The 15909-nt window shown below is 71.2% G+C and carries 16 protein-coding genes; 2 read left to right on the top strand and 14 right to left on the bottom strand.

All coding sequences use genetic code 11. From position 1 onward, the window contains the following. Positions 1–174: 174 nt before the first annotated feature. The 6 genes from AB0D45_RS02305 to AB0D45_RS02330 form a co-directional block, all read right to left on the bottom strand. The gene (locus AB0D45_RS02305; protein WP_362454893.1) at positions 175–351 is read right to left on the bottom strand and encodes an FxLD family lanthipeptide; all 177 of its coding nucleotides are present in this window, start codon (positions 349–351) and stop codon (positions 175–177) included. 2 nt (positions 352–353) lie between these two features. Beyond that, the gene (gene fxlM, locus AB0D45_RS02310) at positions 354–1598 is read right to left on the bottom strand and encodes a methyltransferase, FxLD system (protein ID WP_362454894.1); all 1245 of its coding nucleotides are present in this window, start codon (positions 1596–1598) and stop codon (positions 354–356) included. Between the two features lie 379 nt (positions 1599–1977). Then, a complete protein-coding gene (locus AB0D45_RS02315; protein ID WP_362454895.1) occupies positions 1978–2634 on the bottom strand; it encodes a class I SAM-dependent methyltransferase in 657 nt (218 codons plus the stop codon). 341 nt (positions 2635–2975) lie between these two features. Beyond that, positions 2976–3455, bottom strand: coding sequence for a hypothetical protein (locus AB0D45_RS02320; protein WP_362454896.1), 480 nt, complete (start codon positions 3453–3455; stop codon positions 2976–2978). Further along, positions 3452–3847, bottom strand: coding sequence for a hypothetical protein (locus AB0D45_RS02325; RefSeq protein ID WP_362454897.1), 396 nt, complete (start codon positions 3845–3847; stop codon positions 3452–3454). The genes AB0D45_RS02320 and AB0D45_RS02325 overlap by 4 nt, the downstream gene beginning before the upstream one ends. 299 nt (positions 3848–4146) lie before the next feature. After that, a complete protein-coding gene (locus tag AB0D45_RS02330; RefSeq protein WP_362454898.1) occupies positions 4147–5391 on the bottom strand; it encodes a helix-turn-helix domain-containing protein in 1245 nt (414 codons plus the stop codon). A 129-nt stretch (positions 5392–5520) separates the two neighbouring features. Between AB0D45_RS02330 and AB0D45_RS02335 the strand changes: the two genes are divergently transcribed. Then, complete coding sequence (locus tag AB0D45_RS02335; RefSeq protein ID WP_362454899.1) at positions 5521–5694, top strand: hypothetical protein; 174 nt, start codon at positions 5521–5523, stop codon at positions 5692–5694. A 40-nt stretch (positions 5695–5734) separates the two neighbouring features. Beyond that, the gene (locus AB0D45_RS02340; RefSeq protein ID WP_362454900.1) at positions 5735–6490 is read left to right on the top strand and encodes a hypothetical protein; all 756 of its coding nucleotides are present in this window, start codon (positions 5735–5737) and stop codon (positions 6488–6490) included. A gap of 307 nt (positions 6491–6797) precedes the next feature. Here AB0D45_RS02340 and AB0D45_RS02345 read toward each other — a convergent pair whose 3' ends face one another. The 8 genes from AB0D45_RS02345 to AB0D45_RS02380 all read right to left on the bottom strand — a co-directional run bounded on the left by AB0D45_RS02345 (position 6798) and on the right by AB0D45_RS02380 (position 15894). Beyond that, a complete protein-coding gene (locus AB0D45_RS02345) occupies positions 6798–7190 on the bottom strand; it encodes a hypothetical protein (RefSeq protein WP_362454901.1) in 393 nt (130 codons plus the stop codon). 4 nt (positions 7191–7194) lie between these two features. Further along, the gene (locus AB0D45_RS02350) at positions 7195–7500 is read right to left on the bottom strand and encodes a hypothetical protein (RefSeq protein WP_362454902.1); all 306 of its coding nucleotides are present in this window, start codon (positions 7498–7500) and stop codon (positions 7195–7197) included. A gap of 16 nt (positions 7501–7516) precedes the next feature. Then, positions 7517–8440, bottom strand: coding sequence for an N-acetylmuramoyl-L-alanine amidase (locus tag AB0D45_RS02355; protein ID WP_362454903.1), 924 nt, complete (start codon positions 8438–8440; stop codon positions 7517–7519). A gap of 250 nt (positions 8441–8690) precedes the next feature. Then, entirely contained in the window at positions 8691–9557 is an 867-nt protein-coding gene (locus AB0D45_RS02360) for a hypothetical protein (protein WP_362454904.1), read from the bottom strand. Positions 9558–9658: 101 nt separating this feature from the next. Further along, positions 9659–9901, bottom strand: coding sequence for a hypothetical protein (locus AB0D45_RS02365; RefSeq protein ID WP_362454905.1), 243 nt, complete (start codon positions 9899–9901; stop codon positions 9659–9661). Positions 9902–9945: 44 nt separating this feature from the next. Beyond that, positions 9946–11097: a hypothetical protein gene (locus AB0D45_RS02370; protein WP_362454906.1), complete on the bottom strand. Its 1152-nt coding sequence runs from the start codon at positions 11095–11097 to the stop codon at positions 9946–9948. Next, complete coding sequence (locus tag AB0D45_RS02375; RefSeq protein WP_362454907.1) at positions 11097–12338, bottom strand: hypothetical protein; 1242 nt, start codon at positions 12336–12338, stop codon at positions 11097–11099. Before AB0D45_RS02375 ends, AB0D45_RS02370 begins: the two co-directional genes overlap by 1 nt. Position 12339: 1 nt before the next feature. Continuing rightward, positions 12340–15894, bottom strand: a complete 3555-nt coding sequence (locus AB0D45_RS02380; protein WP_362454908.1) for a hypothetical protein — start codon at positions 15892–15894, stop codon at positions 12340–12342. Between the last annotated feature and the right edge of the window lie 15 nt (positions 15895–15909).

A 15909-nucleotide genomic window follows, 5' to 3' on the forward strand; every position in this document is an offset into this window, starting at 1 on the left:
GCGATGCGCAGGGCAGCCCGGGCCGACTCGCTCGTGCGGGAGGCCAGCAGCTCGGCGGGGGCCGCGGCCTGCGCCAGGGTGGGCAGCGGCACGTGTGCCCGGCGGCGGGTGGTGGGAGGTGAGGTGCAGTGCCGCGGCCGGCTGGTGCCCTACCTCACCTCACAGCGGCCCGGGTCAGGCGGTGTCGCCGCCGAGGGAGACGCAGGCCGTGGCCCCGTTGGCACAGGTGCTGCCACAGCCGTCGCCGGTGTCCTGGAGCAGGCTCGCGATGGGCGCTCCGGCCTCGACCACCCGCACGTCGAGGCTGAACTCGTTGGCACCGGTCGTGGCGTGCTGGATCTGCTGAACCATGATCACTTCTCCTTTTCGGTGATGGTGCTCTTGCTGGCCTGGCCCTCCTGGGGCCAGGAGATGACGATGCGGCGGTGCCGCTTGGTGATGACCCGCCCGGCGGGCAGGTCGGCTTCGGGGGTACTGGCCGGGTAGGCGTAGATGACCGGCTCGTCCTGCCGGTGATCGCGGTCCCACCTCTGGAGCTCCTCCACGAGGGCGTCGGCCACGGCTTCCGCGTTCGGTCCGTAGCCGTGGACGCCGAACTCGGCGCCGTCGGCGGTCTTGCGGATGGCCAGGTAGGCGAGGGAGTCGCCGTCGAGGAGGGTGATGTTGGCCCGCTTGTTCTGCGGGGCGACAAGGCCGGTGTCCAGTTCGGCGTCCACCGACATCAGGCAGAACCCGTCGAGCGCCGAGGCCAGCCACATCTGCATGCCCTTGATAGGTTCCGCCGGCGCGACGGTGACCCCCGTCCACTTCTCCACCCGGTCGGTGTCGAACACGCCGTTCAGGGCGTCGGGGTCCGCGGGCCATCCGTCGTCGAAGCGGAGCCCGATCTCCTTGCCCCGGATCAGCAGCAGGCGTTCGGTGTGCTCGCCCTCGCCCTGCATGGTGACGAAGCCGCAGACCTCCGTCGACCGGGACACGAGGCGTTCGCCGTCGCGGTCGAAGGCGATCGAGCGGGTCAGTCCGCGCATACGCAGCGGCACCACCAGCCGGCCGTCCTCTGCGAGCTGATCGGTCCAGGCAGGGGGGATGTCCCAGGCACCGACGGTCACGATCAGCCGGTCCAGGGTGCCGGCGTCGGGGAGCCCATGCTCGGCGTCCGCGAGCACGACCCGAACCCTTTCGTATCCGTTCGCGTCCAGCAGCTGTCGGGCGCGGTCGGTGACCTCGGGGTCGATGTCGATGGTGACGACCGTGCCGCCCGGTCCTGCCACCTCTGCCATCAGGGCTGCGTTGTAGCCCCCGGAGCCGATCTCACCGAGCCGCATCCCCGCTTGGGCCTCAGCCTGCTCCAGCATCATCGCCTGGACGTCGGGGGCCGAGACGGAGCTGATGGTGATGCCGTGCTCGTTCTTCTTCGTGGGCACGGCCTCGTGCGCGGCGTACGCCTGAACGAGAGGTGCATCGGGGGCGAACTCGTCACGGGCAACGGTCCGGAACGCGGCCTCGACCTGCTTGCTGCGGATGGTGCCCGCCCTGACGAGCTGGTCCACCATCGCGGTGCGCAGCGCCTCGGGATCGGCAGTTTCAAGATGGGTCATTCGGTTACCTGTCTCTTGTCGTGGTGGAGCGGTTGGAAGCCCCGAGCTGACCAGCCCCTCACGGGGTGTGGGCCGGGGCGCGCCGTACGTAGAGAACTGCCGCGCGGCATTGGGACGGTGTTCGGCGACGCTAGCCAGGCCGCCGCCCCCGCGACCGGGGTATGCGCTGCGTGGTGCGATAGCTCCCGGAGATCGGCTGAAACCGTTCGCTCATCAGCTGGAGCATCTTCACAGCGCCCCCAACCCGTCCCGCTGGTAGAGCGTGACGACCGGCGCTCCGCTCCGGTGTCACGGGTGCCGACCACGATCCCGGGGAGGAACTCGGGGTCGGGGGCGGGCAACGTCGTCTCCTCGCATGTAGGTGGGGAGGTGGGCTGGCTCAATACCCGGTCGGGCCGGTGAGGGCCAGCGCGGTGAACTCCGGTGACCAGTCCAGGTCCCAGCGTTCCGTGTGCAGCCAGCCCCTCCGCAACTGCTCGATCAGCTCGTCCGGGTAGCCGCGGAAGTAGCCGTCGGGCTGCTTCTCCCACACCTGGACCACGACGTAGACCACGCCCGTGCGGGGCTTGACCCAGCGCCGGGCATCCGTCATGAAGCGGTGCACGTCCAGGTACGGCAGCACCAGCCGGCACGACAGGACGTCCACACTGCCCGGCGTCAACGTCCGGGGCGCGGTGTCGGTCAGGAAATCGTGGACCTCGAAGGACAGACGCTTCTCGCCGGACCAGAACTCGCGGGCGCGCTCCACCGCGACCGGCGACCAGTCATAGCCGGTGGTACGCAGCCCCTCGCGTGCGAGTGCCGTCGTCAGCACGCCCCAGCCGCTGCCGATGTCCACTGCCGTCCTCATCCCCGCACCGAGCACGTGCCGCCGGATGCCGGCCAGCTCCTGCTTCGTGAAGGGGAGATTCTCCTCGGGTTCCCGGGCGGAGTAGAAGTGATCCCACCACATCCGCTTACGCAGCGCTTCGATCGGGTCGCCCGGTACACGGGTGGACAGGCCGAGGGCGTCGGGCAGGGTCGGCAGCCCGCTCACGCCGTACCACCCGGACGGGACAGTCGGTCCCCACCCACTGCGTCCGCCGGCAGGTGCTCGACGCCCGCAGCGGCAAACAGGTCCACCGTGACGGGCGCGAGCTCTGCGAGGACCCTGCGACGCTTCAGCTCCTCCTGTGGCATGCGAACGGGCAACCTCGTCGACTCCGCCGCTCTGCTGTGCTCCAAGGCCATCCTCATCCCACTCAGTCGCCAACACGTACGCCGCAATCACGCCCAGCCAGAGCAGGACCATGAGCGTGCAGAAGATCCACTGCCGCCACCCCACCCCCCACCGCCGATCCACCCATCGCTGCCGGTCCATCCAGGTCCATAAGCCGTTCACCGGCCGTGCATCACGAGCTGGACCACCGCGTAGGGCGAGCAGAGCGCCGCGGCGGAATCCATCGGAACTGACCAGTACAGACGCTCACCGGACGCCCTGTTGATGCCCGGGCGAGGGACGCCAAGGCTCGACTTCCTCCCGAGGCAAACCGTGTGCGGCACGTCCCACCGGCGGGCGGTGCTCGCCGGGACGAGGGCGTAGTACCAGTGGGCGTAGCGGTCGCAGATGACCGGCCCGTTGTGGAGGGCGCCGGCGAGGTAGACGTCGATCAGCGCCTCGTCGGTCTGTTGAGCGGCTGCCTGGACGAGGTCGGCAGGGATGCGTACGGCCGCGAACAGTGACCCGCACGACAGCATGGCGACGGGGCGTTCCTGCCACTCCCGGCGCGTCTGCGCGGGGTCAGGGGATGCCGAGGACAGCCAGTGCTGGGTCGCGAGCTGCCGTTCCGCCCCGCTGGTCACGTGCTGGACCGTCATCGCTGTACCTCCGCCACGGCGGCGTGCTTGGCCTCCCGTAGGTGCTGACCGACGTCCCGGCCGTGGAGCAGGGGCACCGGGGTTGCCGTGTGCTCGACCCAGGGGGCGGTGTCCCAGCGCACGTCATGCGTCGGCGGGACCGCGATCCACTGGTCCGGGCCGGAGCGCACTTCACCGGGTACGTCCCCCACGGCGTACCGGCCGGTGGACGGCAGTACCAGGAGGACGGCGTGGTCGGCGGTGATCAGGCAGGGGACGGGAGCCACACGGTCCAGGGAGACCATGGCGGCCAGGCCCAGGGCGCGTGGGACGACCAGCGCGTCGAACGCGGCGGTCCAGGCGATGAGGCCGGCGCCCGGCGAGGAGTCCAGCTCCCGCAGGGTCTCCTCCATACCCCGAAAGGTCGGAGAGCCGGGCACCGGGTGTGCGCCGGGCGTCCGACACTTTTCAGCCTGGCAGGTGCACCCCTGCCGCGGCCGGTGCCGGTAGCCCACAGTCAACGGCCAGTCCAGCAGGCTGGCGTATGCGCGTACTGCGGCGCCCGGTTGTCGGGTATCGATCGGCTCCATCGCCGCTACTCCCTGGGGTGATCACACATGCACGGGCAGTGACCTTCCGAGGGTGACGGGCGGGCGGCAGCGCGCCCCCTAGAAAATCTAGGGGGCGTCAACTGTTCGACTCACGGGTTGAGTTACCCAGCCAGTTCCATGTTCCTGATGAGGCCAGACAGGGCGCCGGCCTGGGACGGGACGCCCACCCGCGCGAGGTCAGACACGAGGGCCCGACTCATCGGGTCGGCGTACACGTAGTACGGCGCGGCAGCAGCGGCCTCCCGGAGCTTGACCACGGCCGACGGGCTCTGTCCCATGCGGTGCAGCGCGCGGGCCTCATCGATCCGGAAGTGCGTGCGCCGCTCCTTGCTCGGAATCTCGCCGATGTTCACCCTCGGCACCTTCTTGAGCCCGGCGTCCGGCTGGTCGACCTCCACCCCGGCCTCCGCCGCGTGGACCGCGACCGTACCCCGGCCGAACACCGTGTGCCGCTCCAGGTCGTACCAGGACGGGCCGAGCTGATCGGCGTCCTGCAGCGCGGCGTCGATCCTCGCCCAGGCGTCATCCTTCTGCCCGCCTCGGGCATGGGCGATCGAGCACCGGAGGTGCAGCGCGCCACGCAGGGACACCGCCACCTGATCCCGGCCGCGGCCAGTTGTGTGGGGCTCCAGGTCCCGCAGCGCGGCGTCCGCGACCGCGATGGTCTCCCGCAGGGACGCCTGGTGCAGCAGCGCGCCACATCGGTCCCAGGCGACGGCGGCCTTGACCACCGGGTCGTCAAGGGCCGTGGCGGCGCCGGCGGCCACCTCGGCGGCCGACCACGCCAGGTCCGGGTAGCCGAGCTGGTTGAGGCACATCCGGGCCGTACGGGCGGCGTCAGCGAGCAGACGCAAAGCCTCCTCCCGCGCGGTGCCGGTCGCGGTGAGAACAGCCGTGTTCAGGTCCTCGACCAGTGGCGGGAGCAGGGTTGCGACTTGGGGAAGGTTCGCGGCCTGCCGGGCAACATTGGCCTTGTTCGTGCGCTCGGCAATGGCCACCATGTCCACCGGCCCTCCCTGGGGGGTAAGCCCTGGGTGCCCAGACAGGATCAGCCCGGCCCGCCGCAACCCAGTGCGCAGAGCCGGGATGTGAGCGTGCGCCAGGCTACCCCCGCTGCGCTGGAGGCGGTACGGCTGGCCCAGCAGCCAGACCACGTCCACGTCGCAGCGCTCCGCGATGGCCGTGATGACGCTGTACCGGTCAAGGGACTGCCGTCCGCTCTCGACGTTGGCAACCCAGGACTCCGTACGCGACAGGAAGCCGGCCAGTTCTACCTGGGTGAGGCCAGCCGCGTTCCGGGCGATCCGTACGCGCGTGCCGATGTGCTCATCAGTGGGAAGGGGCATACTGAACTCCGTACTCCGTTCTGACCTCGACACTCAGGACGGTACTCCGGAACGCGCCCCCTTACAGCCCCGAGCCGTATGGGGGCGTAGTTCATCCCGCTGTCAGACCCGGCCCGTAACGTGGCGCCCGTGCCTCCCCACCCTCGGCCTGACGGCCCGCTGCGCCCTGCCGCTGCCCAGATCAATGAGGCGATCCGCCAGTTGATAGAGCAGCCCGACGACGACCGGCGGGCCGAGGAGTACCGGCGGCTGCTCATCGCGTGGGCCGAGGCCACCCGCAGCGACATGGTCAAGGCCGCCTGATCCGGGGCCACGTGTCGGACCCCGGCCCTACCCTCCCTCCATGACGGACATAGATCGACGCAGGCGACGCCGCCGCCTGCTGCTCGTGCTCGCGTTCATCGCCACCGTGGGCGGCGTGGTGCTGCTCACCGCTCTGGACCAACTGGGCAAGGATCGCGCCGCGCTCGTCGCCGCGTTCCTCAGCGTCGTGGCCGCTGCCGCCGCGTGGGAGGCGACCGGCCGCGCGAGCGACACGGCCGAGGAGGCCCGGAAGACGGCCGAGGTTGTAGCTCGGATCGAGCGGGATCGGTGGCTCGCGGAGCTGACTCCGCAGTTCGAGTTCACGCTGACCAAGGAAGGCGACCACGCGGCCAAGCTCCTTGTGCACCTCGCCGGCCCGGACGCCCTCGGTCGCCTGGACTCGGTCACGGTCCGGGTCGGTGATGACGACTACGACCACACCCCCACCCAGCAACGTCTGGGCTTCCTCAGCCCCCACAGCCCCTCGCCGGAGCAGATCGCGGCACACGTCTGGGGCCCGTTCCGCCTCCGGCCCCGCGTGGACGAGGCCGACGACGACGGGCGAGAACTGACCTTCACCGACCTCCAGGTGGGCCGCGGCCGGCCGCTCGCGCTCGACCGCACGAGTCCGGGGACCTGGATGACGGGGAAGACGTACGACTCGTGGCAGCAGGAGTACGAGGGGCACCCCATGCGCCTGATCTTCACGTGCCGCAGAGGTGAGGAGACTTGGACGGTGGCTCGGAACGTCGAGAACCCTGACTGGCGCCCCGAGCCCCGGCAGCCCGTCGCCTGACCACCAGGAGGACACCCTGTCCGGACAGGTGTCCTCGCACGTCACAGGGGGCGGACACTCTCATCACGGCCGGGCCACGGACACGGTGTCCGGACACCACGGACCGGGCGTCCGGACACAGGAGTGCGCCCCGCCCGGGTTCCACCGCCGGACAGGGCGCACAAGGGGTCCGAGTAGCACCAGCACGGACGGGTCCGAAGCTAGTGCCCGGGTATGACACCGGCCCGGTCCGGGGTGCCCCAGCAGGCGGCAGGTCGGGGGCGAGGCGCACACGGCCCGCCCCGGAGTCGTAGGGGCGGGCGCTCGGTCACGGGACCGCGGCAGGCGGCGGGGGGTCGGTCTCGTCCGGCGGGCCTAACGGAGGACTCTCCTCAAGGTCCAGACACAGACGCGAGAGCCGTGCGTTCGCCTGGTCCACGGCATCCCGCAGTGACCCGCCGCTGTTGGGGTAGAGCTCGTGCTCGACGCGGCCGAGACGGTCCTCGATCGCGCCGACCCGCTCCAGCACTCCGGGCCGGGCCGGGATGCCTGGGCGGGACGGCTCTCCGTACCAGTCGTCAATGAAGTGATCCACGCGGTGCCCGAGCCGTATACCGCCTCGGACCACGCGCCAGGCCACCGTCCCGGCGCCGGCGAGGATGGTGACGGCACCGCCCCACACCAGCAACGTGTCCAGGGCGGGAACTCCGGTTGCAGCCACAGAATCATGCCGCCTTGACGAACGCGTCCTGCGCCCGGCGAGCGACGCCGGTCGGCTTCCAGAGGCCGAAGTGCGAGGCGACCGCGATCACGAAGTTGACCAGGGTGAGCACCAGCGCGTTGCTGGCGTCCCAGCCGGGGCCGCCGGCCGCGAGCTCCGTGATGAAGCTGTCGGCCGCGGCCAGGGCCAGCAGCACCACGGCCTTCGTCCCGGCGTGGGTGACGCGGGTGGTCACCAGGCCGACGAGGACGGGCAGGACGAAGGAGAGCAGCAGGCCGTACCAGTAGGCGGCGTCCAGGGTGGTGTCCATGACGGTGTACTCCTTTTCAGGCGGCGACGTCGAAGCCGTGCTTCGCGCCGAGGCGGGTGAGGCTGGTCCGGCCGGGGATGCCGTCCGCCGGCTGTCCGGGCTGGCGGCCACGGAAGCCGCATTCCTCCTGCCACTCGCTCATGGCGGTGACGGTGGTGGTGCCGTAGTGGCCGTCCTGGAACTTCTTGGACAGCAGGCCCTCGTTCACGAGGGCGGCCTCCACGGTGATGACCCCGGCGTAGGTGACCGGGGTGCCGATCATGCGGGGGTTGCTGCGCGCGGCAGCCACCAGCCGGGACAGGGACACGACCGGGCGGGACGGGGTGGGCAGCGGTGTGGTCGGCAGGGGGTGACCGAGGCGGGCCGCGATCCGGTCCCGCATGGACGGCATCGTGAAACCGCGCGGATCCGGCTTGCCGGGCTGCCACTCCAGGTGACCGAGGACCGAGCGCGCTCCCCAGCCGTGGGCGCGGCACAGGGCCGCGGACGCCCGCTCGATTGCAAGGAGCTGCACGTCCGGCCAGGGGTCGGTGCCGTCGCCGGCGTTCTCGCACTCGAAGCCGTACATGTGCCGGTTGCCGTCGACCGTGGCCTCGTCATCCACCGGTAGGGGGGCCTCTGCGATCAAGGCGCGCAGGACGTCGGGATCGCCCAGCCCGGCGTGGTTCGTGCGCCCGTAACCGATGAGGTGGACCTGCCCGCTCTTGGCGATCATGCCGTGGCACAGCGGGCCGGGGAGGCCGGAGTATCCGTCACGCACGATGCGAACGGTGGATGCCGTGCCTCGGGTGACGGTGTGGTGGATCATCACGGCGTGGACGGGCCCCCAGGGGCCGCGGCTGTTCCTGTTGTGAGTCTCCCAGCCGGAGACCTGGACGACGTCCAGGCCCTCCTCGAGGAGGGCACGAAGGAACCGGTCGGCAGAGAGTGGGGTGGCCATTACGCACGCTCCAGATGACGGCGGGAGGCTCCGACGGCGGGTCTGCCGACGGTCGTCGGGATGAGGGACATGGGGACCTCCAAGGGGGTGAGGACAGCCCTGTGCGGACAGCGTCCGGACACGGGGCGAGGGGTGTCCGTGCTCGCGTCCGGGCACGGAAGCGGGACGGCGGTGACCTGCGGGGACAGGGCGCGGACAGTGTCCGGACAGGGGATGTCCGGACAGGTCGGCGGAGGGCAGTGGCCGGGGCTCATCCGTACAGCTCCACGATCACGATTCCGCGCTCGCCGGCTGCGCCGGCCTGTGCGGCGCCGTTCGCGGAGACGGCCCCGCCTCCGCCTCCGCCGTAGCCTCGCGGCACGATGCCCGCACCGGCAGTTGCCCGCGAGGCACCGCCGTGGCCCATGCGCGAGGAGCCGCCAGCGCCGCCGATACCGGCGTTCCCGCTCAGCCGGATCGCGCCCTCCCCGGCACCGCCGCCGATGGCCCAGGACCCGGTGCCGGCTGCGGGACCGGTTGTGCCGCTCGCGGTGGTGATGGTGGAGCCCGTGGCCATGGTGGCCGCGCCAGCGGTGCCGCCGAGGGCGGTGGCGTGCGCGCCGAAGCTGCTGTTACCGCCCGCGCCGCCTGCGCCGTTGGCGGACGCGCCTGCCGCTCCGCCGACGCCGACCGTGACGGTCTCCACGGCCGCGAGCGAGGCGACGTTGATCAATGCCTCCGCGTACCCGCCCCCTGCTCCACCGGCTCGCCAGATGGACTCGGCAGCCGCGGCCGAGGCGCCGGCCGAGCCTCCGCCGCCGGCCTGGACCTTGACCCTGACCCGGGCCAACCACGGATAGTCCGCTTTGGTGAAGTTGAAGGTGCCGGCCGTGGAGTAGGTAACGATCTGGCGGAGCCCCATGCTGCCGGGCTTGAGACAGGTGTCCCCCGCGCCGTCGGTCGTGAAGTATTCGGCGCACAAGTCGATGGCGCCCGGGAACACGAAGACGCCGTTATCGCTACCGAAAGTCAGCGCGTTCCCGGGGTCGGTCGACGGCAGAGCACTGATCGTGCCTGTGCCCGGGTGGTAGGTGATCCCGGGTCCGGCCTGGAGCAGCTCGGCACGGTCGACGCTCACCACGAAGGGGCTCGAAGCCGACCCGTTCCCGGTGACGTCGACCGCCCCGGCGCCGGTGATCGCGCAGGAGCATCCCCCCTGGCATCCGCATCGGGCCATCTCTATCCCTGCCTCTCCTGTGTGTCGGTCTGGGTGTCCTCGCCGTCCTCGGGCGGCGGGCACTCGCCCCGGCAGCGGCCGGCGCACCCGCACGCGAGCGCCGCCGGGCGGGTCTGCTGTCCGGGCTGCGCGGCGAGGTCTACGACCAGGTGCTGGCCGTCGACCCACCCCCACCCGATCGCGGTGGCCAGACCGCCGGCCGCGGCCTGAGCGGAGCGGCCGAGGGCCCGCTGACTCGACGTCATCGCGCGTACGGTGCGCTGGGCAGCGCGCTGTCCTGGAAGGGCGGTCATGGGGGGTCTCCTACGAACGGGTCGCCAAGCGGGATGAGGGAGATGCCGACGTTCTCGCCGTTGTCGCCCCAGTCCACGTCCACGTCGGACAGCCGGTACGGCTGGGACAGGCCCATGCACATGCCGGTGGCCGCGACGTCGATACGGACACCAGGCACGAGCTGCCGCATGGACACGGGGGCGGTCGCGGCAAGGCCGGCGCCGTCCGGGATGCGCAGCGACGTGGGCACCGGGTTGCGGCCGGTGTAGGAGCCTCGGGCGAGCTGCCACAGGTCGTACGCCGTCAGACCCTCGGCGGTCGTGCGGATGAGGTGGTCCAAGCGCCCGTAGTAGGCGCTGACGACACCGGACACCCCGTACTGGCTGCCGGTGATGTCCTGGTCTTCTTGGTTGGTGACCCAGACCAAGGAGGCCGCGTTCGTGCCGTCCCGCACGATCTCCACGTCGCCGGCGAAGGCGTCAAGCGTCAGGCGGGCCTGGGCTGGATCGGCGGTCGTCTGCGGCCTGCCGAGAACGAGGGCGCGGCCGACCGTGGTGTACTCCAGGCCGCGCGGAACCAGCTCCTCGTCCAAGATCCGCAGAATCGGCACGATCCAGATCTCGGTGTCGGCACTGCCGTCCTTCTCGTACCGGGCGTTCACGGTGTCGTCCTGGCGGACGATGTAGTCGACCATGCCCGGCCAGTCCGGCCCGGAGGCGAACAGCCCGCCCAGCAGGTTCTCCCGGATGATCGACTCCGCGATCTCCTGCACCGGCCCCTGGTGCTTTGCGTCCAGCGGGTTCGTGCTGACGTACCGCAGCAACGTGGTGTTGACCGTGCGGGCCAGCCACTCCGTGACGTCGCGCGCCTCGATCAGAAAGCGACTACGGTTCTCCGTCACCCGGAAGACGGGCCCCTGCCAGACGAGTTCACTGTCCCGGTAGATGGACAGGTCGTGCGCGAAGGGTTCGATCTGCCCGAGCTGCGCGCAGCACTCCGCGCCGGCCGCTCCCTTGGCGATCGTGATGGACGCCTCCGACGTGTCGTTGAGCGTCCGGTTCCAGGAGACCGACGTGAGCGCGGAGACGCCCGGCGAGGTGAACGGCAGGCTGCCGCCGCGCCAGTGGATGACGGCGCGGTACTCCTGTGCGCACCCAAGCGTGGCCATCAGCCCACGTCCGATCGGGGAACGAGGAGGACCCGCGCACGGGCGTCCGCGGCCGTCGTCGCGGAGGTGGACAGGATCTCGATGCACACGCCGGTCGGGCACGAGAAGACCGGCCACTCGAAGCTCTGGCCCAACGGCCCGTAGAGGATCGGCTCGCTGGTGGAGGCGTCCAGCGATCCGGCGTTGCACTCCACCTCTGCCGTCTGCGTACGGCCGTCAACGATCAGCTTGGCCCCGGCCGGCAGGTAAGGGATCTGGATGTCCGTGCACGCCGCGCAGGGGTCCGCAACCTCCTGGCAGTCCCCGCCCAGGGGGTTGGCCCAGAAGCGCACCACAAGGCGGCGCAGCGCGCTCGCGCCGGTCTCCAGCTCCAGGACCGGCACGGCCTCCAGCCACTCCGGTTGATCCTGGGGGGACAAGGCGACGACGGACCGGCGGAAACTCGCCGACCCGGTCGGGTAGCACGCGTCCACGGGCACCGGTGCCCGGATCGGCAGCGGAGGAGGCGGGCACAACGGATCCTCGAGGCACGGGGCTGCCTCCACGCAGTCCCCGTAGATCTCGTCCGGGTCAACCGTCACCAGGTCACCGCTGGCGAGGTTCACCCAGTTCGTGAGGGTCTGGAGCGGTTCGCGGTAGATATACGGGACCGACGCCGCGAGCGTGAACGTGGCCTCCGCGATGATGCCCTCTGGGTAGTACCGGACGGTGGTGATCTGCGGGCCGTTCATGAGCCCCACGCCGTACAGATGGCGCAGCTCCCCGGTGCCGTCCCCGGTCGGGCAGCAGGCGAACACCCCCAGCTCGTCCCCGCCGCAACTCCCCTCGCAGGGGGCACCGCGCAGCGCAGAGGCCAGCCACTCCAGGGCGTAGGCCAGCGCGCACTCCTCCAGGGCCAGGAGGAGGACGGTGTACGTGATCTCGCGGTGGGAGCGGCGCGCGATACCGAGGGCGGCCCCGTCGCCTACGAGCTGGACGGGGTCGCGGGACAGCGTGGACTGGGAGAACCCGACCACGTTCATCCCCATGACGCCGAGGAAGTCGGCGGACTCCGGCACGGCCGCGTCATACCAGGGCGCAGGGTCGGTCACGGGGTCCACGTACGGGGCATCGTTGAGCGCTGCCGCGATGTCCGGGCACGTGTTGCAGCTCGTCAGCAGGCAGGAGGGTTCCGCGTAGGCCGCGGCCCTGGCGGAGTTGATGATCTCCGTACACCCGAAGTCGGCGTAATCGCTGATCACGTCACACCCCTGCCGCTCGGGCCAGTTGGCCGTACAGGTGCTCGGCCAGGACGCGGGGGTCCTGTGCCGGCGTGCTGATGTTCCAGTTGTGGGTGACGGTGCGGCTCACGCCGCCGGCGCCTCCGCCCCCGTCGCGGGCGATAACGCCCCTCTTGGCGAGCAGGTCCAGCAGCCCGGACTTCTCGGCGAGCTCCACGGCTCTGGCCGGCCTGGTGAGCGGCAGGACAACCTCCTTGCCCGCCTCGCCGATCAGTGCGGCCGTCGGGCTGGTGACGATGCCGCCGTTGGCGAAGGGCAACAGGTTGCGGACCGCCGAGGGAAGCCCGCCCTTGATCTTGCTCACGATGCGGCTGCCGATGTTCCCCAGGCTGTTGACGATCCGGCCGGGCAGCGTCGAGAACAGCCCCACCACGGAGGAGATCAGCGAGGAAACCGCGCTCCTCGCGCTGCCAACCGCGCTGCGGAACGCGGACGCGATCCGGGAGCCGACCGACGACAAGGCAGACCCGACCCGGCCGGGCAGTTGTGAAAAGAACGAGACGACCGAGGAGCCGAGCGAGCGGGCCGCGGACAGGGCCGAGGAGCCGGCGGAGGTGAACATCGACCGGACCCGCCCCGGCAGTGCGGCCAGGGCCGAGCCCACCCGGCCCGGGAGCTGGGCGAAGAACGTGGCCGTCGAGGACAGGAACGAGGAGGTCGCGGCGCGCGCCGAGTTGAACGCGTTCCGGAAGGCGGTCATCATCCGGGAGCCCAGGGAGGCCAGGGCGTTGTAGATCCGGCCCGGCAGCACGGTGAAGATGAAGATCACCGCCGCGACGGCGGTCAAGAGGGCGATGCCCACGGCGGCGACGGCGTTGACGAACAGGTCGACCAGCAGCCCCGGGAGCGCCCGCAGTCCGGCCATGATCATCCCGGGGAGCCGGGTGAAGAAGCCGACCACGGCGGTGAAGCCGCTGGTCAGGGTCGTGCCCAGCGACGTGAACAGGTTGGAGAAGAACGTGCTGACCGTGGAGGCCAGGGAGCCCAGGGCGGCGACGATCCGGCCCGGCAGCCCGACCACGAAGGTGATCGCGGACGCGAGGCCGGACACCAGGCCGGCGACGACGCCGACCACCCCGGAGATGATCGGCACCACAGTGTTGATCACGGCCCAGGAGGCGAACCCGGCCGCGACCGCCAGCAGCGGCGCCAACAGCCGCATGGCCAGCACCACCAGCGGGGCGAGAGCCGCGACGAGCTGCGCAATCGGCGGCAGGAGCGGCATGACGGCCTGGACGACGGCCGTGAACGCCTCGATGATCGGCGGCAGGACCGGCAGCAGCGCGTCCGTCAGAGCGGAGATGACCGGGACGAGGGCCGTCGCGACCTGGAGCAGGACGTCAGCGACGGACGCCAGCAGCGGGGAGAGGACCCCGATCTGCGCGGCCAGTTGCCGGCCCAGGACGGCCGCGAGCGGGGTGATCGCGGTCGCGAGGGCAACGAAGGCTTGTGTGATGGGCGGCAGAACCGGCATCAGGGCGCTGACCAGGGCCGAGATGACCGGGGCGAGGGCTGCGGCGAGGGCCTGGAGGATGGGGGCCAGGGCGCCCGCCAGGGTGGCGACGAGTTGTCCGGCGAGCGGCAGCAGCGGGGTCAAGGCCCGCAACACGGCCGCGATCCCGGCGCCGACTGGGCCTAGGGCAGGGCCGACGGCGGCGAACGCCTCGGCCAGGGCCGAGCCGACGGTTGCGAGCGCCGGGGCGATCTGGGCCAGGGCTGGCCCGAGGGAGTTGATCAGTCCGACGATCGCCGGCCCGAGCGCGGTGAAGATGGGGGCGAGGGCTGGCGCGATGGCGCCGACCTGGGTGATCAGGGCGGCCAGGATGGGGCCGAGCTGGGCCGCGACCGTGGCCACCGTGCGGAAGACGGCGGCGATGGCCTCCTGGCCACGGGCGGAGTTGACGAACTCCGCCATGGACCGGGTGATCTCCTGCAAGTTGCCGAGGAACCCGCCGCCCGAGACTTCCCCGGCCCGGAAGACACCGGCGATGATCGAGCCGACGTTGCCCAGGAGGTCCCCGAGCCGGGCGAAAGCGTTGAGGGCCTGGTCCACCCACCGCACGGCGTCGCCGCCCTGTGCAGCCCGCTGGAGGAACGTCCCGAACCTCTCGCCCAAGCCGGAGATTCCCGACGCCAGCTCGGCGCCGAACCGGTCGGAGATGACCGCAGCCATCTGGAGGAACCCGGCGGTCAGCTTGTTCGTGGTCAAGCTCAGACCGCCGACGGCCTGCTCCGCCGCACCGAGGATGCTCTTGATGTTGCTGACGCCCCGGACGCCCTTGAGATAGCCGGTCACCCCGAGCGCGGCGCGCCCCCAGCCTTCGGCGATGCCCGTCAGCCCGCTCTGCAGCGGCCCCCGCAGCGCCCCGGCAACCGCAGTGATCTCCCCCTTCAACTGGGAGAAGAACGCGTCCTGTACCGAGGATCGGAGTGCCTCGACGGCGGGCTTGAGCGCGCGTACTTCCCGGGCTGCGGCCTGGGCTGCCGGTGACAGTCCTTCCAGAGACTTCTGGAACTCCTTAGCCGTGCCGGTCAGCGCTGCGCCGAAAGCCTCCTTGACGCCCATCAGGGCCAGGCGCAGCGCGCCGAGCGCGGCCTGGAAACCGAGGATGACCGCCGGGTACGCGGCGATGATGCCGACCGCCGGGGCCAGGGCCGCGGCGAGCCCGCCGACAGCCGTCGCGGCGCCGGCTGCCGCGATGCCGATGGCGCCGATCTTGAGCAATCCGCCCAGGGCACCAGCGACCCGACCGGCGATCCCGCCCAAGGCACCCAGGGCGCGGCCGAACCGTCCGGTGTCGACGTCGGCGTTGACGTTGATGTCCGGCGCGTTGTGCGCCCGGATCCGCTCGTCCAGGCCGTCCAGGTCCGGGACGATCCGGATGGTGAACTCCTGGCCGTCCAGGGCCGCGCGGACTCGCTCCGCAAACTGGTCCAGGTCCGGCAGGACGGGGATGTTGATCCCGTCCAGGCCACGCAGGCCCCGGAGGAGTCCGCGGTCGAAGCGGCTCAGGTCTGGCAGGACGGGGATGTTGATCCCGTCCAGGCCACGCAGCCCGCGCAGCAGCTCCCGGTCAAAGCGGCGCAGGTCCGGGGCCACCGGGACGTTGACGGCGCCCAGGGCGCGGACACCGGTGGCGAGGAGCGTCCGGAACCGGGACAGGTTGGGGGTGACTGGCACCGCCACGGCGTCCAGGCCCCGGAGGCCGGCGACGAGGAGCCCCCGGAACCGGGACAGGTCCGGGGTGACGGGGACGCTGACGGCCGACAGGCCGCGCAGTCCCGTGGTGAGCAGCCGGCCGAACCGCCGTACGTCCGGTTCGACCTGGACGCTGACGGCGCCGGCCGCGTTCAGCCCGCGTTGGACGTTTCGCCGGATCTGCGCGCCGACGGTGCGGGTGCTGCGGTCTAGCGCTCTCTGGATTCGCGCGCCGAGGTCCCGTGCGTCGGCGACCGCACCCGCATCGTCCAGCTCGATGCGGATACGGCCGACGCCGTAGTCCTCTTCCTCGGCCAAGGCAACCCCACGCGT

Source organism: Streptomyces sp. NPDC048352, from assembly GCF_040651895.1.
In the GTDB taxonomy this organism is placed as follows: domain Bacteria; phylum Actinomycetota; class Actinomycetes; order Streptomycetales; family Streptomycetaceae; genus Streptomyces.

Excerpts from the sequence above, each read along its gene's own strand:
- AB0D45_RS02370 (WP_362454906.1), bottom strand. The coding sequence starts at position 11,097 with ATGGCCACGCTTGGGTGCGCACAGGAGTACCGCGCCGTCATCCACTGG.
- AB0D45_RS02350 (WP_362454902.1), bottom strand. The coding sequence starts at position 7,500 with ATGGACACCACCCTGGACGCCGCCTACTGGTACGGCCTGCTGCTCTCC.
- AB0D45_RS02340 (WP_362454900.1), top strand. The coding sequence starts at position 5,735 with ATGACGGACATAGATCGACGCAGGCGACGCCGCCGCCTGCTGCTCGTG.
- AB0D45_RS02320 (WP_362454896.1), bottom strand. The coding sequence starts at position 3,455 with ATGACGGTCCAGCACGTGACCAGCGGGGCGGAACGGCAGCTCGCGACC.
- AB0D45_RS02325 (WP_362454897.1), bottom strand. The coding sequence starts at position 3,847 with ATGGAGGAGACCCTGCGGGAGCTGGACTCCTCGCCGGGCGCCGGCCTC.
- AB0D45_RS02305 (WP_362454893.1), bottom strand. The coding sequence starts at position 351 with ATGGTTCAGCAGATCCAGCACGCCACGACCGGTGCCAACGAGTTCAGC.
- AB0D45_RS02355 (WP_362454903.1), bottom strand. The coding sequence starts at position 8,440 with ATGGCCACCCCACTCTCTGCCGACCGGTTCCTTCGTGCCCTCCTCGAG.
- fxlM (WP_362454894.1), bottom strand. The coding sequence starts at position 1,598 with ATGACCCATCTTGAAACTGCCGATCCCGAGGCGCTGCGCACCGCGATG.
- AB0D45_RS02330 (WP_362454898.1), bottom strand. The coding sequence starts at position 5,391 with ATGCCCCTTCCCACTGATGAGCACATCGGCACGCGCGTACGGATCGCC.
- AB0D45_RS02365 (WP_362454905.1), bottom strand. The coding sequence starts at position 9,901 with ATGACGTCGAGTCAGCGGGCCCTCGGCCGCTCCGCTCAGGCCGCGGCC.